This window comes from Stutzerimonas balearica DSM 6083, assembly GCF_000818015.1.
Classification (GTDB): domain Bacteria; phylum Pseudomonadota; class Gammaproteobacteria; order Pseudomonadales; family Pseudomonadaceae; genus Stutzerimonas; species Stutzerimonas balearica.
On the sequence record NZ_CP007511.1, the window covers coordinates 2,042,906 to 2,065,488 of the forward strand.

Below are 22,583 nucleotides of genomic sequence, written 5' to 3' on the forward strand. Positions count from 1 at the left end.
GTCCTCGGCCGGATTACCGCGGCTCCTGCATGCTGGTCGGGTCGCTTGCCGGAAAGGTATCGGCGACCGCCTTGTCCATGACCTGTTCTTCGCTGCCGCTGCCGCTGCTGTCCTGGCGCTGCGGTTGCAGCTCGACCTTGATCCAGCCGCTCTCGCGGCGGTCGAAGGCTTCGAAGGCGGCGATCGCGTCGTTCATCGGTTTGACCTGGGTGAGAATCTTGGCCGGGTCGATGCGCCGTGCCAGCACCATCTCGATCAACCGAGGTATGTACTTGCGGTGGTGGCAGTTGCCCATGTTGATCGTCAGGTTGCGATTCATCGCCATCCCGATGGGAAAGGTCATCGCATCCGGCGGGTAGACGCCGATGATCGACAAGGTGCCGGCCTTGGCCAGGCACTGCACGGCCCATTCCAGCGCCTGCGACGGCGCATCGCCGGGCTGCCACTGGCCCTGACGCGGCGTATGTCGTTCCGGATGGCCGCAGCAGCCATGTTCGGCGTCGATACCTACCGCATCGATGACACGGTCGACGCCGATGCCGCCGGTCAGGCGCTTGAGCGTTTCGACCGGATCTTCGCGGTTGAAGTCGATGGTCTCGGCGCCCTGGCTGCGTGCGGCGCGCAGGCGGTCCTCATACTGGTCGATGGCGAATACCCGGCCGGCACCGAGCAGCTTGGCGCTGGCGATGGCGAACTGCCCGACCGGCCCGCAACCGAGCACGGCAACGGTGTCGCCACTCTCGATCTCGGCCATTTCCGCGCCGAAATAGCCGGTGGGAAAGATGTCCGACAGCAGAATCGCCTGGTCGTCGCTGATCTCCGGTGGCAGCTTGACCAGCCCGATGTTGGCGAAGGGGATTCGCGCCTTTTCCGCCTGCAGCCCGTGGAACGGGCCGGTCGCCGAAGGCCCGCCGTAGAATGCGGTGCCGGCCGACTTGCCGTTCGGGTTGGCGACGTCGCACTGGGCGAAATAGCCGGCCCGGCAATAGGCACAGTTGCCGCAGGCGATGGTGGAGGGGATCACCACGCGGTCGCCGACCTTCAGGTTGCGTACGTCTTCGCCCAGCTCCTCGACGATGCCGACACCCTCGTGCCCGAGAATGGTGCCCGGCTGCATGCCGCTGAAGGTGCCGCGCACGAAGTGCAGGTCGGTGCCGCAGATGGCCGAGGCCGTGATGCGCACGATGGCGTCGGTCGGTGCCTCGATGCGTGGTTCGGGTACATCTTCCAGTCGGATATCCCCGACATCGTGATAGACAACAGCTTTCATGGCGTCTCCGGGTCGGGCTGCGAACTGGTCCTGCGCGCCGCAGCCGGAATGAAGTGTCAGGAGCGTGCCCAGCTTCGCGCACCCTCTTGCGGATGCAGGCCGTACCGCCCGCTAGCTCAGCCGAGAAGTCCGGAATTGGCAGGGGCTCCAGCGTCAGGGCCTTGCTCGCCGATGTCCGTTTCGCGTCTGGCAAAGCGCCCCACTTATTCTTCCGACTGGTGTCGGCCTTGGCGGTTCATCTTTTTCTGGGCGCAGGGGGCGCGCAGCGGACGGCATGGCGCTTCGGCTCCAGGGCGCCGAGCGCGGCGAGGCGAAATGCGATCGCGCCTTTCAGCGGCCCTGGAGATCCCAGGGTGCAGGCCCGGCGAACGCCTCGACGAGGTAGTCGATCATCACGCGCACCTTCGCCGGTGGCCGCCGGTCGGGCGGGTAGACCGCGTGGATGCCGCCCAACGCCTGCGTGGGCTGGTCCAGTTGCAGGGCGACCAGCTCGCCCCGGCGCAAGGCGGCGGCGACGATGAACTGCGGCTGATAGATCACGCCCTGGCCGCCGACGGCCGCGGCGACCAGCGCCGGACCGTTGTTGGCGACGAGGTTACCCTGCACGGTGACGCGCACATCGCCCTCCTGGCCGAACAGCCAGTGCTGGTGGCCGGCTTGCGAGAGCGTGTAACCCAGGCAGTTGTGGCGGGTCAGGTCGGCGACCTTGCGCGGCACGCCATGGCGATCGAGGTAGGCCGGTGCGGCGCACACCAGCAACGGGCAGTCGGCCAGCCGGCGTGCCTGCAAGGGGCTGTCGCCCAGGCGGCCGATGCGCACGGCCATGTCCCAACCGCCGTCGATCAGGTCGACCTGGCTGTCGGTGAGCCCAAGCTCCACCGCCACCGCCGGGTGGCGTTCGCTGAAGGTCGGCAACAGCGGCGCGATGTGCCGTGCGCCAAAAGTCAGCGGCACATTCATGCGCAGCAGGCCTGTGGCTTCGACCCGTCGGGAGGCGATGCGGGCCTCGGTTTCCTCGATTTCCGGAAGAATCCGCTGGCAGGCCTCGAGGTAGTCGTTGCCGGCTTCGGTGAGTGTCAGGCGCCGGGTGCTGCGATGGAACAGTTTGACGCCCAGGCGTGCTTCCAGCGCATCGACGTGCTTGGTTGCCATCGCCGGCGACATGCCCAGGTGTCGCGCCGCCGCGGACAGGCTGCCGGCACTGGCGGCACGGACGAAGACGCGCATGCCGGTGATGCGGTCGAGCATGTGATTTACTCCTCTGGGTAGGAACTGTTGCGCTGGATTGCCCTGTTCTGCTGCTGAAAGATGGCGCTCATACTGCCTCGCGTCAAACCCACCGGGGCCAGTTCATGACCATTCAACGCCCGACACCGATGCCCACGCTGTTCGTCCCGCACGGCGCCGGGCCATGCTTCTTCATGGAGTGGAGCCCGGCCGATGCCTGGACGGCGATGGCCGATTTCCTTCGCGGCATTGCCGCGACACTGCCGCGCACGCCTGAAGCCATCGTGTTGATCTCCGGCCATTGGCTGGCGCCCGAATTCCAGGTGACGGGCGCCCGCCAGCCGGACCTGATCTACGACTACTACGGTTTTCCCGCGCATACCTACGCGCTGCGCTATCCCGCACCCGGCGAGCCGGCCCTGGCGGCTCGGCTCGCCAGCCTGTTGAGCGACGCCGCGCTGCCTTGCGCGATCGACCACGAGCGCGGCTTCGACCACGGCGTGTTCATTCCGCTGAAGCTGATGTTCCCCCAGGCGCAGATCCCGGTAGTGCAGCTGTCGCTGCGCCAGGATCTCTCGCCCGCGGCGCACCTGGCCGCCGGTCGGGCGCTGGCCGCGCTGCGCGAGCAGGATGTGCTGATCGTCGGCAGCGGCATGAGCTTTCACAACATGCGGGGTTACGGCGACCCGCACTTCGGGCCGATCTCGGAGCGCTTCGACGCCTGGCTGACGGAAACCGTCGAGGCACCTGCCGACGAGCGCGACGCGCGCTTGCGCGACTGGCAGCAGGCACCCGAGGCGCGGCTGTGCCATCCGCCGCGCGCCGAGGAACACCTGATTCCGCTGCTGGTTGCGGCCGGGGCCGCAGGTGAGAGCCGCGGGCGGCGCGTCTTCAGCGATCGCGTCATGGAAACCGTGTTGTCGGCCTATCGGTTCGGCTGACCCCTTTTCTGAAACGGAGGATTTCTCTATGCACCTGTCCTTTGCCCACATCGCCTGTGCGAACCCCGGCCGACTGATCAACCGGCTGTGCAAGCACTGGGGGCACAAGTTTCCGGTCGAGCTGGACGACGCGCTTGGCCGTATCGAGTTGCCGATTGGCGAATGCCGCTTGCGTGACGCAGGCGAGAGGCTCGAGGCACAGCTGCAGGCCGCCGATGCCGCGGCGCTGGCACGCCTGCAGCAGGTCGTGGCCGATCATCTCGAGCGAATGGCCAGCGGCGAGGCGCTGACGATCGTCTGGCAGCCCGGGGAAAGCGGGAGGGCGACGGCATGATCCTGGATTCGGCCAAGCGTTACGGCCTGGTCAGCCGCGTGCTGCACGGGGCCATGGGGCTGCTCATCCTCTGGCAACTGCTCAAGTTCTCCGACCGCATCGCCGAGGGCGAGCATTGGGTCGGGCAGACGCTGGTGCCCTGGCACCTGTCCATTGGCGCGCTGCTGTTGCTGCTCGCCGTGCTGCGAACCGGCTGGGCGCTGTCGCAGCTACCGAGCCGGCCTCGCCACGACCCGGCCACGGCCTGGCTGGTCAAGGCGGGGCACCTGGCGCTTTACCTCGCCATGCTCGCGCTGCCGGTCACCGGCGTGCTGTACATGCTGGGCAACGGCTACGGTCTGGAGGTATTCGGCATGCCGCTGGCGGCCAAGGGCGACGAGATCGCCTGGATGGCGGCGCTCGGCAGCCTGCATTCGCCGCTGGCCTGGCTGCTGTTGATGCTGCTCGCCGGGCACATCGGCGCCGCGCTCTACCACAGGCTGGTCAAGCGTGACGACATCCTGCAGCGGATGTTCTGAGGCCTCGCTCAGTCGCCGTTGAGCGCGACGTTGGACAGTGACTCGACCGGCTGGGCGAAGCGAAAGGGGATGGACACCAGGCCCGCGCCGATCTTCTTCTGCACCACGAAGTGCAGGTGCGGCCCGGTGCTGCGCCCGGTGTTGCCCGACTTGCCGAGCAGCTCGCCCTTGTCCACGCGCGCGCCGCTGCGCACGACTACCGAGCCGCGTTGCAGGTGCAGGTAGGCGCTGTGGGTACCGTCATCGTGCAGGATGCGCACGTAGTTGCCGGCCGGATCGGGAAAGCGGCCGCCCTGGCCGTCGCGGGCCTTGAGCACCGTTCCGGCGCGCGCCGCGACGATCGGCGTGCCGACCGGCATGGCAACATCCACGGCGTAGCGGCCCTTGGGCGTGTTGTGGCTGTAGTCGCCGCCCGCGCCCTGGGAGATGCGGAACGGGCCGCCGCGCCAGGGCAGGGCGTAGGCATGCCCGCCGACTGCCGCGTTGCCCAGGCGCCGAGCCGGGTCGGGCGAAAAGATCAGGCCATAGCTGAAGCTGTGCCGGTACATCAGCGGGTAGCCCGACTGCCGTTTGCTCAGCGTCGCGATGCGCAGCTGGCTGCGCGGCGGGACCTGCTTGCGGATCACGCCGCCGCGCACCCCGGCGACGTTCACCAACCGGCTCAGGCGCAGGGTCGCCTCGATCGGTACGTCCAGTTCGTTGCGCACGTCCATGGCCTTGCCGGAGCCGGCCCGGTTGATCAGCAGGCGCACGGTGGCCGGGCGGGTCTTGGAGACTTCGATAGGCCTGGCTGCCTCGGCAGCCGAGGCGCTCGCTGGCGCCGCGAGGGTGCCCAGCACGAGCAGGAGCGGGAAAAGAAGAATTCGGGTGGTTTGCATGGCCTGTGATCCGTCACGGAAAAGACAGCCCGCCTGCGGCTGGCAGGACGAATCCGCTTGTCGTTATCGATTGCCGCGCGGTTTCGGACTGCCGGAATGCGACAGGGTTCACTGCTCCATCGCGTTCGCGGCGTGCCTGCCGACCGAGCAGCCACGCAGCGGTCGGCGGGGCAGGGCTCACGCCTCCTCGGGAACCTTGTACAGCTCGAGCAGCAGCAGCGAGCGGCCGGTGACGGCGTACTCGTCGCCGAAATCGAAGCGTTCGGGGCGTGCGGTCGGATTGTTGGTGTCGATCAGGCGATTCCAATAGATGCCCTGCGGGACTTCCGGCAGCGTGAAGTTCACCAGGTCATGGTGCGCGTTGACGATCAGCAGCAGCGTGGCGTCCGAGCCGGCCCGGCGGATTCCGGTGGGCTGGGCGCGGCCGTCGAGCAACATGCCCATGCAGCGGTTGTGCGCGTCCTCCCACTGCTCGATGGTCATTTCCTCGGCGTTGGGCGCAAGCCAGGTGACATCCTTGACCCCCAGTTCCTCGTTGTAGGCGCCGACCAGGAAACGGCCGCGACGCAACATCGGGAAGCGCTGACGCAGGCGGATCAGCTTGCGCACGAAGGCCAACAGGCCGTAGCTGTCCTCGCTGATGTCCCAGTTCACCCAGCCGATTTCGCTGTCCTGGCAGTAGGCGTTGTTGTTGCCGTGCTGGGTGCGGGCGAATTCGTCGCCGGCGACCATCATCGGCGTGCCCTGGGAGAACAGCAGGGTGGCGAAGAAGTTGCGCATCTGCCGGTAGCGCAGGGCGTTGATCTCCGGATCGTCGCTGGGGCCCTCGACGCCGTGGTTCCAGGACAGGTTGTTGTCGCTGCCGTCGCGGTTGTCCTCGTCGTTGTCTTCGTTGTGCTTGTGGTTGTAGGAGACCAAGTCCTTGAGGGTGAAACCGTCGTGGGCGGTGACGAAATTCACCGAGCTGAACGGTCGGCGCCCGCGCTGGTTGTACAGGTCGCCGGAGCCGGTCAGGCGGCTGGCGAAGTCTGCGAGCTTGCCGTCGTCACCCTTCCAGAAAGCACGCACCGTATCGCGGAACTGGTCGTTCCACTCCGCCCAGCCAGGCGGGAAACCGCCGACCTGATAGCCGCCGGGCCCACAATCCCAAGGCTCGGCGATCAGCTTGGTCTTGGCCAGCACCGGGTCCTGGCGGCAGGCGACGAGAAAGCTGTGACGCTCGTCGAAGCCGTCGTGCTCGCGCCCGAGAATGGTCGCCAGGTCGAAGCGGAAGCCATCGACGTGCATCTCGGTGGCCCAGTAGCGCAGCGAGTCGGTGACCATCTGCAGGACGCAGGGGTGGCTCATGTCCAGCGTGTTGCCGGTGCCCGAATCGTTGATGTAGTAGCGCTTGTCGTCCGGCATCAGCCGGTAATAGGTGGCGTTGTCGATGCCGCGCATCGACAGGGTCGGCCCCAGCTCGTTGCCTTCGGCCGTGTGGTTGTAGACCACGTCGAGAATCACCTCGAGGTCGGCGTTGTGCAGGTGCGCGACCATTTCCTTGAACTCGGAGATCTTGCCGCTGGCCAGGTATTTGGGATGCGGAGCGAAGAAGGCGATGCTGTTGTAGCCCCAATAGTTGGTCATGCCCTTTTCCAGCAGGTGCTGGTCCTGGACGAAACCGTGGATCGGCAGGAACTCGATCGACGAGACGCCGAGCTTGCGGATGTAATCGATCACCTCCGGGGTCTTGAACCCGGCAAAGGTGCCGCGCAGGTCCTCGGGAACGGCCGGATGGCGCATGGTGTAACCGCGCACATGGGTCTCGTAGATGATCGTCTTGTCCCAAGGCACTTGCACGGGGTGGTCGCGGCCCCAGGTGAAGGCCGGATCGATGATCTTGGACTTGGGTACGAAGGGCGCGCTGTCGCGCTCGTCGAAGCTGAGGTCGGCATCCTTGTGGCCGATGGTGTAGCCGAACAGCGCTTCGGACCAGCGCAGCTCGCCCACCAGCTGCTTGGCATAGGGGTCGATCAGCAGCTTGTTGGGGTTGAAACGATGGCCGGCGTCCGGTTCGTAGGGGCCGTAGACGCGATAGCCGTAGATCTGCCCCGGGTGCGCGTCGGGCAGGTAGCCGTGCCAGATCTCGTCGGTGTACTCGGGCAGCTCGATGCGCTCGATCTCGGTCTCGCCCTTGTCGTCGAACAGGCACAGCTCGACCTTTGTCGCGTGCGCCGAGAAGATGGCGAAGTTGACGCCAAGGCCGTCCCAGGTGGCGCCCAGCGGGAAGGGTAGCCCCTCGCGGATACGCGAAGGGGTCATGACGTGAGGCGCGTGCGGCTTTTTCTTGCTCATGAGAACTCCATAGGCAGACTCATCCAGCGGCCTGTCTGGTGGGACGGCGGTGGCGCGGGGTATCAGGCGTCAGCTCTGGGCCTTGCCGCGAGTGGCGCGTGGCTTCTTGATCTTTTCCGGTGCACCGGCCTGTGCGTCGGTGTCGCCTTTCGGTGCGGCTGCGGTGGCCTTGGTGCTGCGCGTTGCGCGCGGCTTGCTGGCGCTGGCGCCGGGCTCGGCCGGCTTGGCGGCGGCAGGTTTGCGCGTACGGCTGGTGGCGGGCTTGGCGACGGCACCGGCGGGCGTGCGCTCGGCCTCGACCAATTTGCGCGCCATTTCCCAGTGGCGCTCGTCCTGCCCGTGCGGGCAGCCCTCCGATTGCCAGATCTGGTAGGCGAACTCGCGGATGCGTTGCTCTTCTGAAGTCATTGTTTGGATTCTCCTGGTGAACTCACGTTGTGCAGTACCGCCACGGACAGACAGTCCAGCACTTGCGCCACGCTCAGGCTGGCTCGTTCCGATCTGACTGTCGTCGCGCAAAAAAGTCGCTCCCATTGATGACCGTCCAGCGCCTCGGGCAGCAGGACCTGCGTGTCCTCCCAGCGCTCGGCGGCAATCTGTGGCAGCTGCTCGGCCCCGATCAGTGCAGCGGCCAGGCGCGGCACGATCACGATCAGCCATTGCCCCTCATGCTCGCGGGCGAAGGCGAGGATGCGACCGGCCTGTGCGCCCCGGACTTCCAGGGGCAGGTAGCTCCCCTCGCTGAACAGCCGCGGCGCGCTGAGGCGCAGGCCCAGCGTCCGCCCGATCAGCCATTGCTTGATGCGACCGTCGTGCCAGCTTTGCAGCAGCGCGTCGGCGGGCTCGTCGGGGGCGAACGCCGCACGCCGTGCAGCGAAGTCCACCGGCCGGCGGTTGTCCGGGTCGACCAGGCTGAAGTCCCAGTAGTCGGCGCCCTGGTAGAGGTCCGGAATGCCCGGGGTGGTCATGCGCAGCAGGGTTTGCGCCAGGCTGTTCAGCGCACCGGCCGGAGCCAGCTCCAATGCCGCCGCGGCGATCTCGTCGCGTACCGCGCGGCCTTGCTCGCTTTGCAGCAGCCACTGCACATAGTCACGGCAGGCCGTCTCGTAGGCGCCGTTCGGCGCGGCCCAGGTGGTGCGCAGCTTGGCTTCGCGCAGGGCCTTTTCCTGCCATTGCAGGATGCGCTCGCAGTACAGCTGCATGCCGGCCGCGTCATCGCTTCGCAGCGTCAGCGGCCAGGAGCCCAGCAGCGTCTGGTAGAGCATCATTTCATCGGCCGGCGACGGCGCGGCACCCTCATCCAGCTGGCTGACCTGCTCGCTGGCCAGCTCACGCCAGCGCCGCAGCCTTTCGGCGAACCAAGGGGCGCGTTCGCTGAGCACGGCCATGCGGGCGCGGGTGTCTTCGCCACGCTTGTGGTCGTGGGTCGCGGTGGTCAGCAGGTTGCGTGGAAAGTGTTCGGCGCGCTGCAGGCATTCGGCGTGAAATTCCTCGGCCGATGCGCTGAAGCGCTGCGGGTCGAAGCCCACGTCGTTACGTGACAGCAACACCCCGGAGCGGTAGCAGGCGGTATCTTCCACGGCCTTGGCCGCCGCCGGCGAGGTGAGCTGCTGAAAGCGCGCGCAGGCGTAGCGGCGCAGGCGACGCAGCGGGCCCGGAGGCACGTTGCGCAGGTGCTCGCCGCCGAGCCAGCGTGCCAGGTGATCGAGCAACGGCCAGTCGGCCTCGTTGAGCGTGGTGCGCGCGCCGGCCAGCGCTTGCTGGAAGAACGGCTCGTCGGCGGGCCGGCGGCCGGGGGCGGCGATGTAGGTGCGATACACCGGGAAGTGCACGATCAGCTCGAGCAGCGCCCGGCGAATCGCGCCGAGGGTGATGTCACGCGTCATCACGTCGCCGCGGGCGATCGCCAGCAGCGTCTGCGCAACGGTTTCGAAATCGCCGGCCAGCGGGCCGGTCAGCACCAGCTGACGGGCCTGGCGGACCTCCTCCATGAAGTCGGCCGGGCGGCCGCTGGTCTCGCTCCACAGGGCACAGAGCGGCTCGCGCCCCGCCGGGTCGTGCTGCAGCAGCGACACCTGGTTCATGAACTCGTAGCCGGTGGTGCCATCCACGCCCCAGTCATCGTGCAGGCGCTCCCCCGCGGCGAGGATCTTTTCCACGTAGATGGGCAAATGGACGCCTTGTTCGGTCGGCGCGGCGCTGCTCTGCCGGGCCGCGCTCAGGCGATCGACGCGACGACGCAGGCGCCGGCAGTAGCCGCGCGGGTTGGCCAGGCCATCGATGTGGTCGATGCGCAGACCGTCGACCAGGCCATCGCCGATGAGCTGGAAGATCTTTTCATGGGTCTGTTCGAACACCACGGGTCGCTCGACCCGCAGGCCGCCGAGCTCGTTGATATCGAAGAAGCGTCGCCAGTTGATGTCGTCGGCCGCGGTGCGCCAGCTGGCCAGGCGATAGTGCTGGCGTTCGAGCAGGGCATGCAGGCGCCTGAAGCCTTCTGCCGTGGTGCCGTCGTAATGCTGCAGCGCGGCTTCCAGCTGGCGGCGGGCCTCGCCGTCCTCGAGCAGCTGGGCAAGTTCGCTGCGCAGCTGCCGGGCGGTGACATAAGGGGCCGGCTCGGTTTTCAGGGCGTCGAAGTGACCGCCGAGGGTCCGCAGCGCCGGGTGCTCGGTCAGGCGCAAGACCTCGCCGTAGCTCGGCGGGGTGATCGGGAACCGATGATCGTAATGCTTGGCATAAAGCGCGCCGTTTTCCACGTCCAGCTGCAGGGTGACGGTGCCCTGCTGCAGCGCCTCGCCATAATCGCTACCGAGAAACGGCACCAATAGCTGGCCCTCGAGCAACGGGTCCGGCGAGTTCCACTCGATGTCGAAGAATTGCGCGTAGGGGCTGCGGCGGCCCCATTCGAGGACGTCGAGCCACCAGGGGTTGCCGTCGCCACCGACTGCCATGTGGTTGGAAACGATATCCAGGATCAGCCCCATGCCGTTCTCGCGCAGCTTTGCCACCAGACGCTGCAGGGCCTGCTCGCCGCCAAGCTCGGGATTGATGCGGGTCGGGTCGATGACGTCGTAGCCGTGCATCGAGCCCGGGCGCGCGGTCAGCAACGGCGATGCGTACAGGTGGGAGATGCCCAGCGCGGCGAAGTAATCGACCAGCTCGGCCGCGTCGTCGAGGGTGAAATCGCGGTGAAACTGCAACCGCAGGGTGGCGCTCAGTTCTTTCATCTAGGCATGACTCCCACGGGACTGCTGGCGGGCCTGGCGCAGGCATTCGAGACGGTGGTTGCTGGCCTCGGCATCGAGCAGCGTGGCGCTGTCGCCGGGGTAGCGGCGCCGCCAGTTGGGATGCTTCTCGACCACGCCGGGCATGTTGGTCTGCTCGGCCAGGCCAAGCGCGTCCTCGACCGGCACCAACACCAGCGGCGCCGGGGTGTGGCCGAGAAAGCAGACCGCGGCATCGACCGCCTGGTCGGGGCTGAGCAGCTCCTCACCGGGCCGGCCGGCGTCCTCGCGCAGCGTCCGGTTGAGGTTGGCGCGTTCCTGCTCGCGCTCGCGCAGCTGCGCCTCGCGCGCACTCTCGTCAAACTGCCCGACACGGATCCGCCAGTCGATATCGTGCGCCTGCCACCAGCCATGCATGGTGGGCATGTCGTGCGTGGTGGTGGTCGCCAGCGCCTGGCTCGACCAGTGCGCCGCCGGGAAGAAGCGCAACTGGTGGTCGCGCTCGAACAGCAGTACGCGCATGCCGAGGATGTTGCGTGCGGCGAGCGTGTCGCGCAGGCCATCGGGAATGGTGCCGAGGTCCTCGCCAAGGATCACCGCCTGGTGCCGCCAGGCCTCGAGGCTGAGCAGGCGCAGCATGTCTTCGAACGGATAGTTGAGGTAGGCGCCGTGCCGCGGGTCGGCACCGGCCGGCATGACCCAGAGGCGCTTGAGGCCCATCACATGATCGATGCGCATGCCGCCGGCGTGCGCCAGGTTGGCCCGCAGCATTTCGATGAAGGCGCGGTAGCCGGTGCGCTTGAGCCCGGTCGGCGAAAAGGCCGCGAGCCCCCAATTCTGCCCGGCGCGGTTGAGCACGTCGGGTGGAGCGCCGATGCTCAGCGTGTCGAGGACTTCGTCCTGGCGGCTCCAGGCCTGGCTGCCGCTGCCATCGGCGCCGACGGCCAGGTCGCTGATCAGGCCGATACGCATGCCGGCGCCGGTCGCGGCGACCTGGGCGCGCTCCAGGCCACGTGCCATCAGCCACTGGGCGAAGGCGTGGAAGCGCACCTCGTCGGCATGCTGCTCGGCGAACTGCTGCACTTCAACACTGCGGGGGTTGCGGTAGGCCTCGGGCCAGCGGCGCCAGTGCTGCGGATGGCCGTCGGCGTCGGTCATCGCGGTATGCAGCGCCTCGAACCGGCAGTGATCCTCGAGAGCCTCGCCACCGGCGGCGCGAAAACTGTCGAAGTCGGCCTCCAGCGCGTTGCCGCCGGTTCGGAAGTCCTCGTAGAGGGTGCGCAGCAGACATTGCCTCGCCCGGCCGACGCCCGGCCAGTCGACCAGTTCGAGTTCCTCCAGGCGCAGCAGCTCGGCCTCCAGGCCGCACCGCTCGATCGCCTGGCGCAGCGCGCGCTCACCGAGAATGCTGCCCGGCGCGCTGTGCAGCACGTTGAAGAACAGCCGGCTGGACGGCGAGTAGGGGCTGTAATGGTCGACATGCTCGCTGAACATCGCGTGTACCGGGCTGATGCCCAGCGCATCGGCGCCATGCGCGGCGGCGTTGCGCGCCAGCGCCTCCAGCGCCTGGGTGTCGCCCAAGCCGCCGTCACCCGGGCGGCGCAGGCTGTAGAGCTGCACGGTGACGCCCCAGCACGGGCCGCCCGCACGTTCGGTCACGCTCGGGCAGGCCGGCGGTGCGATGGCCAGCGTCAGGCTGGCCTCGCCAGCCAGCAGCCGGTGGTAGCCGGGCTCGGCAATGCCCGGCAGGCGCGCGTGTTCGTCAAGCGTGCCGGTCAGTGTCTGGCCATCCTCCAGCTCCAGCCGATAGGGCGTGCCGGCAGTGAACCAGGCGCCCAGCTCGAGTGGCCGATGCTGGTCGCCGGTCAGCAGGGCCGGAATGGTCTGGCGCGCCTGCTCGTCGAGCGTGCGCAGGCTCGCTTCGATCTGCTCGTCGCCTTCGGCCGGCAGGCCAAGGCCGGCCAGCACGGCGCGCAGGATCTCGGGGGCGACGCGCTGGTGATGGCCGTCGGCGTCGATCCAGTCGATCGACAGCCCGGCCGCTTCGGCCAGGTGGTGAAGGGAATGCTCGCTCATTGCGCGCCCTCCAGGTGAACCAGGGTGGAGTGGGGCGGCAAGCGCTCGCCGGCAGCCTCCCCGGTACTGGCGAACAGTAGCTGCGCGGCTTCGCCGGGCGGTTCGAGCGTGACCGCGTCGCGCCCCAGGTTGACGGCGATGCGCAGCCGGCTGCCGTCGCCCAGCTGCCAGCGCGCCAGCACGGCGCCGTCGCCAAGTACTTGCGCGCCGGCAAAGGCGGACCCTGGCAGCCGCGGCACGATTTCGCGGTGGCGGATTTGCAGCAGCTGCGCGTACAGCGCCAGCCATTCGCGGTGCCCCGGTTCCTGACGTGCGCCGAAATCCGGCCGCGAGGCTTCAAAGGTGGCCACGTCGTTGGGGTCGGGGATGCGTGCGCGGGTCGCTTCGTCAGCGAACTCGGCGAACTCGGCGAATTCGCCGCGGCGACCTTCGCGCACGGCATCGGCCAGTTCGCCGTGATGGCTGGTAAAGAACAGGAACGGCTGGCGCGCGCCCCATTCCTCGCCCATGAACAGCAGCGGAATCATCGGCGAGAGCAGCAGCACCGCGGTCGCCGCGCGCAGGGCATCGGGCTCGGCCAGGCTCACCAGGCGTTCGCCGAACGCGCGGTTGCCGGTCTGGTCGTGGTTCTGCAGGAACAGGACGAACGCGGTCGGGCAGAGATGCGCGCTGGGCTCGCCGCGTGACTCGCCGCGCCGGTTGTTCTGCCCCTGGTAGATGAAGCCTTCGCCGAGGCAGCGTGCCAGCTTGGCGGTCGGCTCGCTGGCGTACTCGGCGTAATAGCCCTGACGCTCGCCGGTCAGCAGCACGTGCATCACGTTGTGGCCGTCATCGTTCCACTGCGCGTCGTAGCCCTGGCCGAGCAGGCTGGCGCGGTTGTCTTCGTTCTCCAGCACCAGGTGCACATGGCGGCCGGGCGCCGTCTCGCGGCGGACCCGTTCGGCCAGTTCGAGCAGGAAGCTGCGATCCGGAATCGCATGGACGGCGTCCAGGCGCAGCCCATCGAAGCGGTAGTCGTTGAGCCACATCAGCGCGTTGTCGATGAAGAAATCGCGCACCTCGGGGCGGCGAAAGTCGATGGCATCGCCCCACGGCGTCTGCTGGTCGTGGCGGAAGAAGTGCTTGGCGTAGCGGCCGAGGTAATTGCCGTCCGGGCCGAAGTGGTTGTAGACCACGTCGAGGAACACCATCAGCCCCAGCCCATGCGCGGTGTCGATCAGGTGCTTGAGTTCGGCCGGCGTGCCGTAGGACGCCTCCGGCGCATAGGGCAGAACGCCGTCGTAGCCCCAGTTGCGATCGCCCGGAAATTCGGCCAGTGGCATCAGCTCGATGGCCGTCACCCCGAGCGCCGCCAGGTCGGCGAGTTGCCGCTCGACCCCGGCATAGCCGCCGAGCGTGCCCACGTGCAGTTCGTAGAGCACCGTCTCGTGCCAGGGCCGCCCCTGCCAGTCGTTGTGTTTCCACAGGTGGTCTTTGTTGGCGACGACGAGGCTCGGGTCGTGCACGTCGCCGGCCTGGGCCCGCGAGGCCGGGTCGGGAACATGCAGCTCCTCGTCGATCCAGAAGCGGTATAGCGTGCCGGCACCGTAGGGTGCTTCGAGGCAGTACCAGCCGTCATCTTCGACCTGCATCGGCAGTGTCTCGCCGCCTGCGATGGCCAGGTGGACGCTGTTGGCGTCCGGAGCCCAGAGTCTGAAAAGAGTCCTGTTGGCATCGATCGGCAGCGCTCCATGTCGCCGGGTATGAGCACGCTGGTTCGGCATTGATGACCTCAGGCAGGGTGTAGGAGAACCTCGCGCGACTCGGCCAGCAGCTGCTGGTAAAGCCGGTCATAGGGTTCGATCGCGTGACGCCAGAAAAATCCTGCGTTCATCGCGCGACAACGCATGGCACTGAGCAGGTCCTGCCGGCGATGGACGTCCAGCGCGCGCTCGACCGCCTGCCGATAGCTGTCGACGCTGGGCTGATCGAAGAGAAAGCCACTGATGCCATCGTCGATCGAGTCGGCCAGGCCGCCCGTGCGTCGCGCGATCGGCAGCGATGCGTAGCGCTGGGCGTACATCTGGCTCAGCCCGCAGGGCTCGTAGCGCGAGGGCATGAGGAGGAAGTCGCTGCCGGCGAACAGGCGTCGTGCCTCGGTTTCGTCGAAGCCGATACGGGCGGCCACGCGACCGGGGTAGCGGGCGGCAAGCGCACGAATCTCCTGCTCGATGCCGTGGTCGCCCTGGCCGAGCACAGCGATCTGGCCGCCGCCTTCGACGATGGTCTGCGCCACGCCCAGGGTCAGGTCGATGCCCTTCTGCTGAACCAGGCGCGAAACCACGGCGAACAGCGGGCTGTCGTCCTGGTCGAGCCCGAACAGGTGGCGCACGTAGGCCGCATTGGCCTGCTTGCCGTCCCAGTCGCGCGCGCCGAAGCGCTCGACCAGCTGCGGGTCGCGCTGTGGCTCCCAGCTTTCGTCGATGCCGTTGAGCAGGCCGCTGAGCAGCCCCTGGCGCGCTTTCATGCGCAGGAAGCCGTCCATGCCGCAGCCGAACTCGGGCGTGGTGATTTCCTCGGCGTAGGTCGGGCTAACCGTGGTCACGCGCTGGGCGTAGGCGATGCCGGCCTTGAGCAGCGAAAGCTTGCCGTAGAACTCCATGCGATCGAGGCCGCAGGCTTCGTGGGGAATGCCCAGCTCGCGGCGCAGCCCCATGTCGATGTTGCCCTGGTAGGCGAGGTTGTGAATGGTGAACACGCTCGGCGTGCGCAAGCCGCGCCAGTGCATGTAGGCCGGGGCCAGCCCGGCTGGCCAGTCATGGGCATGCACCAGGTCGGGCACCCAGCGGATCGAGGCATTACCCGCGGCCAGCTCCGCGGCGGCCAGGCCCAGGCGGGCGAAGCGCAGCGGGTTGTCCGGCCAGTCGTCGCCCTCCGGCGAGCCGTAGGGCGAACCGTCGCGGTCGTAGAGTTCGGGGCAGAGCAGGACATAGATGATCAGCCCATCGGGCATGTCCATGCGCCCGAGCTGGCAGCCGGGAATGCCGGCATGCGGAGCCAGGCTGCCCACGGTCAGAATCGGATGGCCCGACTCGATCACCTTGCGATAACCCGGAATCAGTACGCGCACGTCGTGCCTGGCACAGAGCGCGCGGGGCAGGGCGGCGGATACGTCTGCCAGCCCGCCCGTCTTGATCAGGTCGGTCAATTCCGAGGTGACGAAAAGAATCTGCTTCTTGCTGTCCTGGGAGCTTCCGAGCCGCAGGGCCGGCCGGCTGACGCCTGGCTGCACTGGATGACTCAGGTTCTGGCGGACCGGCCCGGCGTTCACAGCGATACTCATCACGATCTCCCCAACGCGTCGGAATAGGCGTTCCGAGCGAGCATATTTTTCCCGTGCGACCGTCTGGTGACGGCGCGACCATGAACACGCAGGAAATGGATTGTTATCGCGCCCACAGGCAGAACGCCTGGGGACAGCTGGGCTTCTCCGGCCCCGCTAGAAGAACCAGACCGGGCGGCCCGGCATAAGTTCTGGCTCATTTGGAAAAGTAAAGGACAGGAACTCGCCAGGGACAAACCGATTCGAAACCGCGTCGGATAACGATTTGGCATAAAGGGCCGCACCATGCAGAACATCGAAGACGTACTCCGGCTCCTGCAGCGCAGGGAGCTGACTCTCTCCACCGCCGAATCCTGTACCTGCGGCCTGATGGCGTCGCTGCTCGGCGACCTGCCCGGGTGCGGGCAGGTGCTGGACAGCGGTTTCGTGGTGTATTCACCCAAAGCCAAGAACCGCCTGCTGGGCGTGAGCTTCGAAACGATCGAGCAGTTCGGCCTGACCAGCGAGGAAGTCGCGACGGAGATGGCCGTCGGGGCGCTCAACGCCAGCGGCGCCATGATCGCGGTGGCCAACACCGGTGTCGCCGACGATGCCCAGGAGGACGAGGGCGGCACCCAGTGCTATGCCTGGGCGCTGATGCGCGGTGAACGTCAGGTGGTGGTCAGCGAGACGGTGCGCTTCGACGGTGACCGGGTGGAGATTCGCAAGCAGGCCGCACGCCACGGCCTGATGCAGATTCCCGAGCGCCTCGCGCAGCTGGAGCGCAAGCTCGCCGGGCAGCCCTGAGGCGCAGTCGCTCAGACCGGCGGCTGGCGCTCGGGCTCGAGCGTGCTCGGCGGCTCCTTGTCGGTCGGGTGTCGCCGCGCCACCGCCAGGTCGGCGCGCAGCTGTGGCAGGGCATGCGGGTATTGGCGCTGGATGAAGCCCACCAGGTTCTCGCGGATGTGGCAGCGCAGGTCCCAGTTGCGCGAGGAGTCCGGTGAGCTGACCAGCACGCGCAGCTGGATGGCCTTTTCGCTGGTGTCGGTGATCTGCAGCACGCAGACCCGGCCGTCCCACAGCTCCGGTACCTCCTTGCACAGCCGGCGCAGTTCCTCGCGCACGGGTTCGAGCGGCAGCGAGTAGTCGACCCAGATGAACACCGAGCCGATCAGGTTGGAACTGCGCCGCGTCCAGTTCTGGAACGGCTGCTCGATGAAATACTGCAGCGGCACCACCAGCCGGCGGTCGTCCCAGATGCGCACCACCACGTAGGTGCCGGTGATCTCTTCGATGCGGCCCCACTCGTTCTCGACGATGACGACGTCGTCCAGGCGGATGGGCTGGGTAATGGCGATCTGCAGCCCGGCGATCAGGTTCGCCAGTACCGGGCGCGCGGCAAAGCCCACCGCAAGGCCGGCCAGGCCGGCGGACGCCAGCAGGCTGGTGCCGAACTGGCGCGCCGAGGGAAAGGTCATCAGCATCGCCGCGGCGCCGATCAGCACGATGAACAGGCTCAATGTGCGCAGCAGTACGCGCGACTGCGTCTGGATCTGCCGGGCGCGCAGGTTGTCGGCGACGTCCACCGGATTGCTGATCACGATGACCTGCTGCAGGCTGCGCAGCACGCGCAGCGCCAGCCAGGTGACGCAGGTGATGATCAGCAGGCTGGTCAGGTGGCGGGCGAAGGCGATCAGGGGCAGGTCGTCCGGTGCCGCATGCCAGACGCCCTGCAGGCCGAGCAGCGGAAGCAGGACGCGCACCGGGCGCTCCAGATGCTCGGCCAGTTCCCGGGTCAGCAGAAAACCGCGTGCCAGGCGCAACGTGACGGCGGTCAGCAGCCGCCCGAACAGGCTGAACACCAGCAGCACGCTCGCCGCCATGGCCAGGGTACGCAGCCCGGGTTGGGTGATGTAGTTCTCCCATTGCAGGAAGAAAGCCGGCAGTTCGATGGGAAACCCCCGTTGCATGGACGTGTGCCCAGTGACTGGGCCGGGTCGGCAAAGTTCAGGCGCAACCACCAGGGTGCAGCCAGTCGGGTGGCTGGAACTTGCCTCGCCGGTCAGCCCTCACACCTGACAGGTGGGCGAACCTGCCCTTCGAGCTTTCAAGCATAGGAGACGACACCATGCAAAGCGCCCAGACCGGCAACGATGTACGAGTGGAGCGACTGATCGAATGGCTGCGCGATGCGCATGCGATGGAGGCCCAGGCCGAAACCATGCTCAACAAGCAGGCGAGCCGGATCGAGAACTACCCCGACCTCAAGGCGAGGATCGAACAGCACATCGTCGAGACCCAGAACCAGGCCAAGCTGATCGAAGGCTGCCTGCGTCGCTACGACAAGTCGTACTCCGGCTTCAAGGACATGGGCGGCAAGATGATGGCGATGGGGCAGGCCATGGGCGGCATGATGGTCAATGACGAGATCGTCAAGGGCGCGCAGATGGGTTACGTGTTCGAGAACCTGGAGATCGCCTCGTACACCATTCTCATCGCCGCGGCCCAGGCCGTGGGCGACACCGAGACCCAGCAGGTCTGCAAGCGCATCCTCGAGGAGGAAGTCGCCATGGCCGAATGGCTGCGCCAGCACCTGCCGCAGCTGACCCAGGCCTACCTGACCCGCGCTGCGACGCCTGACGTCGAAGCCAAGCGCTGATCATCTGCCGGCCGCAGGGAACCGCAGCCGAGGCCGGCCCACTGTGAACGCCGCCGCCCCCGGGCAGGGGCGGCGGGCGTGGCGGACCTTCATGAAACAACGACCCCTGCTCAAGACCTTCACCTTCGCGATCCTGCACTTTCTGACCGCGTTCGTGGTGGTCTACGCATTGACCGGCAACTTCGCCATCAGCGGCGCGGCCGCACTGATCGAGCCGGTCGTCAATACCTTCGTTTTCTACTTGCACGAACGTGCCTGGCAGCGGCTCGGTCATCGCCGGAGCACGCGAAGCCACAGTTATGGGCACGACCTGTTCGCCAGATTCCTGCGCCGCTCGGGGCCGCGCGGTGCTTCGCTGCGCCGCTGACGCTCAGTCGAGCGCCGCGGGCTCGGCCGGCAGTTCGCTGCGCGTGGCGTAGAGCTCGATGCGCAGCTCCTGGGCCAGGCGCACCAGGTTGGCCGCATCGCGGCACTGGTCGTAGCGGATGCCGAGCACGGTCAGTTCCTCGCGATCGGCCTGGTCGCCGTAAAGGCGCACGGTCATCGAGCTGTCCGATTGCGGCTGGCATTCGCAGCGGTAGGGCTGCAGGTGGTCATGCAGGATCGCTTCGATCTTGAACAAAGGTAGCCGAGTGCTCATGGGGGCCTCCTTTTGCTGGGAGGTGACTGGGCCATGCGCAGGACTGACAGCGCATCGTTGAGGGCGGACCACGAAGATGAACCCTAGCACCCTCGTGACAGATGTAAACGCCAACTTTGTCACAGCATTCGCCCGGATCGCCGAGTGGCCGTATTCCGGCGCTTCACGCGGCGACCATTGGTCAGTTGGCCTTCGAGCGCAACGCGGATCCGCTGTCACAACCGATACCAGTCAAAGATGACAGCCGCGTAACGGTCGTGCTGAGGAGGTTGCATGAATCGCGTCGTTCTGACGTTTGCGCTCACCGCACTGGTGGCGCTTTCCGCCGCGGCCCAATGGCCGGCCGGCACGCCGCGCGATGACCAGGGCTCGCGCCCGAGCCCGATGGGCAATCCGACGCCGCAGCAGGAGGTGGAAACCCATCGCGACGACCAGGGGCGAGTCGTCACCGAGGACGGCAAGCCGGTGCGCAGCGGCGCCGGCGCGGACGCCGAGGCCTCGGAGCGCTCGACACGCCATGACGACCAGGGCGGCCCGCATGACGAGTCGACCTCGTCCGGTTCCGTCGAATGATCGTCGCCGAGGTGCAAGATGCCACTGGAAGAATACAACCGCAGGCGTGACTTCGCCGCGACCCCCGAGCCCAGCGGAACGCCGCGTCGCACCGGGCGTGCCAAGGCGCGGGCGCTGCAGTTCTGCGTGCAGAAGCATGACGCGACGCGCCTGCACTACGACTTCCGCCTGGAACTCGATGGGACGCTAAAGAGCTGGGCGATTCCCAAGGGGCCGAGCCTGGACCCCAAGGTCCGGCGGCTGGCGGTGCACGTCGAAGACCATCCGCTGGATTACGCCACCTTCGAGGGGCGCATCCCGGACGGGCACTATGGCGCCGGGGAGGTGATCGTCTGGGATCGCGGTATCTGGATTCCACAGGGCGACGCCGCCGAGGCCTATCGCAAGGGCAAGCTCAAGTTTGAACTGCAGGGCGAAAAGCTCGCCGGCGTGTGGAATCTGGTGCGCACGCACATGCAGGGCGACAAGGAGCAGTGGTTCCTGATCAAGTCCAACGACGAGCAGGCAAGGCCGCAAAGCGAGTACGACATCGTCGCCGAGCAGCCTGACAGCGTGCTCAGCGAGCGCACGCTGATTCCCCGTCGCCGCGGTGCGGCCAAGCCTGCGGCGGCGCCCCCCAGCAAGGGGACAGGCCGGCGCAAGAGCAAGGCGGCCGCGCCAGCGCTGCCGGAGGGCGCCGTGCCCGCCGAACTGCCGGCGAGTTTCAAGCCGCAGCTGGCGACGCTCGTCGAATCCGTGCCCGAGGGCGACTGGCGCTACGAGATCAAGTTCGACGGCTACCGCCTCTTGGCGCGTATCGAGGGCGAGCGGGTGCAGCTGTTCACCCGTAATGGCCACGACTGGACGGCGAAGATGCCGCGGCAGGCCGAAGCGCTGGCCGGGCTCGGGCTGGATTCGGCCTGGCTGGACGGCGAGGTGGTGGTGCTGGGCGAGGAGGGCGCACCCGACTTCCAGGCGCTGCAGAACGCGTTCGAGGCCGGGCGCAGCGGCAGCATCCTCTACTACCTGTTCGATGCGCCCTATCTGGACGGCCACGACCTGCGCCAGGTGCCGGTCGAAGAGCGCCGAGCGCTGCTGGCCCGGTTGCTCGAGCGCAGCGACAGCGAGCTGCTGCGGTTTTCCGCCGACTTCAGCGAGCAACCCGAGAGCATTCTCGAGAGCGCCTGCCAAATGCGTCTGGAAGGGTTGATCGGCAAGCGTGCGGGGAGCAGCTACGTGTCCCGCCGCAGCAACAGCTGGGTGAAGATCAAGTGCAAGAATCGGCAGGAATTCATCATCGTCGGTTATACCGAACCCAAGGGCGCGCGCAGCGGTTTCGGGGCGCTGCTGCTGGGTCTGCATGACGATGACGGCAAGCTGCAGTACGCCGGCAAGGTCGGCACCGGCTTCAATCAGGCGACGCTGAAAAGCCTGCACGCCAAGATGCGGCCGCTGGAAACCGAACGCTCGCCGCTGGCCAAGGCGCCGCCGGCCGCGGATGTGCGCGGGGCGCACTGGCTCGAACCGCAGCTGATGTGCGAAGTGGCCTACGCCGAGATGACGCGCCAGGGCGTGGTGCGGCATTCGGTGTTCCATGGGCTGCGCTCGGACAAGCCGGCCAAGGCGATCACCCGTGAGGTCGCCCGCACGGCGCCCGCGCGGCAGGGCACCAGCGATGCGCTGGCAGCCACGCGCGTGCGCATCAGCAACCCGGAGCGGGTCATCGACCCGGCGATCGGCGCGACCAAGCTCGAACTCGCGCGCTTCTACGCCGAAGTGGCGCCCTGGGCCCTGCCGCACCTGCAACGGCGGCCGCTGGCACTGGTGCGCGCGCCGGAAGGCATCGACGGCGAGCTGTTCTTCCAGAAGCACGCCGACAAGCTGAGCATTCCGCACATCACCCAGCTCGATCCATCGCTGTACCCCGAGCATGCGCCGCTGCTGGTGATCGAGAGTGCCAAGGCGCTGGTCGGCGCCGCGCAGATGGGCACGGTCGAATTGCATACCTGGAATGCCAAGGCGCCGGCGCTGGACCACCCGGACCGCTTCGTCCTCGACCTCGACCCGGACCCGGCGCTGCCGTGGAAGCGCATGCTCGAAGCGACCCAGCTGACCCAGACGCTGCTCGACGAGATTGGCCTGGAGTCCTATCTAAAGACCAGTGGCGGCAAGGGCATGCACATTCTGGTGCCCTTGCGCCCGGTGCATGGCTGGGCGGAGGTCAAGGCCTTCAGCCAGGCCGTGGCGCGCTACCTGGCCAAGCTGCTGCCGCAGCATTTCTCTGCCGTCAGCGGACCGAAGAACCGGATCGGCAAGATCTTCATCGACTACCTGCGCAACAGCCAGGGTGCGAGCACGGTCGCAGCATTTTCCGTTCGCGCGCGTGAAGGCTTGCCGGTGTCGGTGCCCATCGCGCGCGAGGAACTGCCGGAACTGCGCGGGGCCAACGCCTGGACGGTGCGCAATCTACTGCCGCGGCTGGAAGAACTGGGGCGCGAAGACCCCTGGGAAGGGTTCTGGAACAGCGAGCAGCAGATCAGCGCCGAGATGCGCGAGCGACTCGGCATGAAGGATTAAGCCGCCATCCGTCCGGATGGGGGGCTGCCTGCACCGCGAGGGCGATACACAA

General features: G+C 67.4%; 19 protein-coding genes. 8 read left to right on the forward strand and 11 right to left on the reverse strand.

All coding sequences use genetic code 11. From position 1 onward, the window contains the following. Positions 1-13: 13 nt before the first annotated feature. Both CL52_RS09320 and CL52_RS09325 read right to left on the reverse strand, forming a co-directional pair. The gene (locus CL52_RS09320) at positions 14-1,270 is read right to left on the reverse strand and encodes a zinc-dependent alcohol dehydrogenase (RefSeq protein ID WP_043220092.1); all 1,257 of its coding nucleotides are present in this window, start codon (positions 1,268-1,270) and stop codon (positions 14-16) included. Positions 1,271-1,600: 330 nt separating this feature from the next. Then, entirely contained in the window at positions 1,601-2,518 is a 918-nt protein-coding gene (locus CL52_RS09325; protein WP_043220094.1) for a LysR family transcriptional regulator, read from the reverse strand. 104 nt (positions 2,519-2,622) lie between these two features. Here CL52_RS09325 and CL52_RS09330 point away from each other — a divergent pair, with 104 nt between their 5' ends. The 3 genes from CL52_RS09330 to CL52_RS09340 are packed head-to-tail and all read left to right on the forward strand — an operon-like array spanning position 2,623 to position 4,290. Continuing rightward, entirely contained in the window at positions 2,623-3,438 is an 816-nt protein-coding gene (locus CL52_RS09330) for a DODA-type extradiol aromatic ring-opening family dioxygenase (RefSeq protein ID WP_043220098.1), read from the forward strand. Positions 3,439-3,466: 28 nt separating this feature from the next. After that, positions 3,467-3,772, forward strand: coding sequence for a DUF2218 domain-containing protein (locus tag CL52_RS09335; RefSeq protein WP_041105593.1), 306 nt, complete (start codon positions 3,467-3,469; stop codon positions 3,770-3,772). Continuing rightward, entirely contained in the window at positions 3,769-4,290 is a 522-nt protein-coding gene (locus CL52_RS09340; RefSeq protein WP_200889413.1) for a cytochrome b, read from the forward strand. The genes CL52_RS09335 and CL52_RS09340 overlap by 4 nt, the downstream gene beginning before the upstream one ends. Before the next feature lie 8 nt (positions 4,291-4,298). Here CL52_RS09340 and CL52_RS09345 read toward each other — a convergent pair whose 3' ends face one another. From CL52_RS09345 to glgA, 7 genes are all read right to left on the reverse strand, one after another. Then, the gene (locus CL52_RS09345) at positions 4,299-5,168 is read right to left on the reverse strand and encodes a M23 family metallopeptidase (RefSeq protein WP_041105592.1); all 870 of its coding nucleotides are present in this window, start codon (positions 5,166-5,168) and stop codon (positions 4,299-4,301) included. A gap of 177 nt (positions 5,169-5,345) precedes the next feature. Beyond that, positions 5,346-7,502: a glycogen debranching protein GlgX gene (gene glgX / locus CL52_RS09350; RefSeq protein ID WP_043220101.1), complete on the reverse strand. Its 2,157-nt coding sequence runs from the start codon at positions 7,500-7,502 to the stop codon at positions 5,346-5,348. A 69-nt stretch (positions 7,503-7,571) separates the two neighbouring features. Continuing rightward, complete coding sequence (locus CL52_RS09355) at positions 7,572-7,910, reverse strand: DUF2934 domain-containing protein (RefSeq protein WP_043220103.1); 339 nt, start codon at positions 7,908-7,910, stop codon at positions 7,572-7,574. Continuing rightward, a complete protein-coding gene (locus tag CL52_RS09360; protein ID WP_043220106.1) occupies positions 7,907-10,729 on the reverse strand; it encodes a malto-oligosyltrehalose synthase in 2,823 nt (940 codons plus the stop codon). Before CL52_RS09360 ends, CL52_RS09355 begins: the two co-directional genes overlap by 4 nt. Next, positions 10,730-12,802 carry a 4-alpha-glucanotransferase gene (gene malQ, locus CL52_RS09365; RefSeq protein WP_043220108.1) on the reverse strand — a complete coding sequence of 691 codons (2,073 nt, stop codon included), beginning with the start codon at positions 12,800-12,802 and terminating at the stop codon, positions 10,730-10,732. Further along, entirely contained in the window at positions 12,799-14,565 is a 1,767-nt protein-coding gene (gene treZ / locus CL52_RS09370; RefSeq protein ID WP_043220111.1) for a malto-oligosyltrehalose trehalohydrolase, read from the reverse strand. The genes malQ and treZ overlap by 4 nt, the downstream gene beginning before the upstream one ends. An 8-nt stretch (positions 14,566-14,573) precedes the next feature. Next, positions 14,574-16,124: a glycogen synthase GlgA gene (gene glgA / locus CL52_RS09375; protein ID WP_043220113.1), complete on the reverse strand. Its 1,551-nt coding sequence runs from the start codon at positions 16,122-16,124 to the stop codon at positions 14,574-14,576. A 285-nt stretch (positions 16,125-16,409) separates the two neighbouring features. Between glgA and CL52_RS09380 the strand changes: the two genes are divergently transcribed. Continuing rightward, positions 16,410-16,910 carry a CinA family protein gene (locus CL52_RS09380; RefSeq protein WP_043220117.1) on the forward strand — a complete coding sequence of 167 codons (501 nt, stop codon included), beginning with the start codon at positions 16,410-16,412 and terminating at the stop codon, positions 16,908-16,910. An 11-nt stretch (positions 16,911-16,921) separates the two neighbouring features. On the opposite strand, the gene CL52_RS09385 is transcribed toward CL52_RS09380, so the two are convergent. Next, positions 16,922-18,034, reverse strand: coding sequence for a mechanosensitive ion channel family protein (locus CL52_RS09385; protein WP_043223064.1), 1,113 nt, complete (start codon positions 18,032-18,034; stop codon positions 16,922-16,924). Between the two features lie 197 nt (positions 18,035-18,231). Here CL52_RS09385 and CL52_RS09390 point away from each other — a divergent pair, with 197 nt between their 5' ends. Together CL52_RS09390 and CL52_RS09395 are read left to right on the forward strand one after the other, a co-directional pair. After that, the gene (locus tag CL52_RS09390) at positions 18,232-18,762 is read left to right on the forward strand and encodes a ferritin-like domain-containing protein (protein WP_043220119.1); all 531 of its coding nucleotides are present in this window, start codon (positions 18,232-18,234) and stop codon (positions 18,760-18,762) included. 91 nt (positions 18,763-18,853) lie between these two features. Further along, positions 18,854-19,129: a DUF2061 domain-containing protein gene (locus tag CL52_RS09395; RefSeq protein WP_041105583.1), complete on the forward strand. Its 276-nt coding sequence runs from the start codon at positions 18,854-18,856 to the stop codon at positions 19,127-19,129. 3 nt (positions 19,130-19,132) lie between these two features. On the opposite strand, the gene CL52_RS09400 is transcribed toward CL52_RS09395, so the two are convergent. Then, on the reverse strand, positions 19,133-19,402 hold the full coding sequence (locus tag CL52_RS09400) for a DUF1652 domain-containing protein (protein ID WP_041105582.1): 270 nt from the start codon (positions 19,400-19,402) through the stop codon (positions 19,133-19,135). A gap of 273 nt (positions 19,403-19,675) precedes the next feature. On the opposite strand from CL52_RS09400, the gene CL52_RS09405 reads away from it, so the two are divergent. After that, a complete protein-coding gene (locus tag CL52_RS09405; RefSeq protein WP_041105581.1) occupies positions 19,676-19,975 on the forward strand; it encodes a hypothetical protein in 300 nt (99 codons plus the stop codon). An 18-nt stretch (positions 19,976-19,993) separates the two neighbouring features. Then, positions 19,994-22,531, forward strand: a complete 2,538-nt coding sequence (ligD, locus tag CL52_RS09410) for a DNA ligase D (RefSeq protein WP_043220122.1) — start codon at positions 19,994-19,996, stop codon at positions 22,529-22,531. The last annotated feature ends 52 nt before the right edge of the window (positions 22,532-22,583 follow it).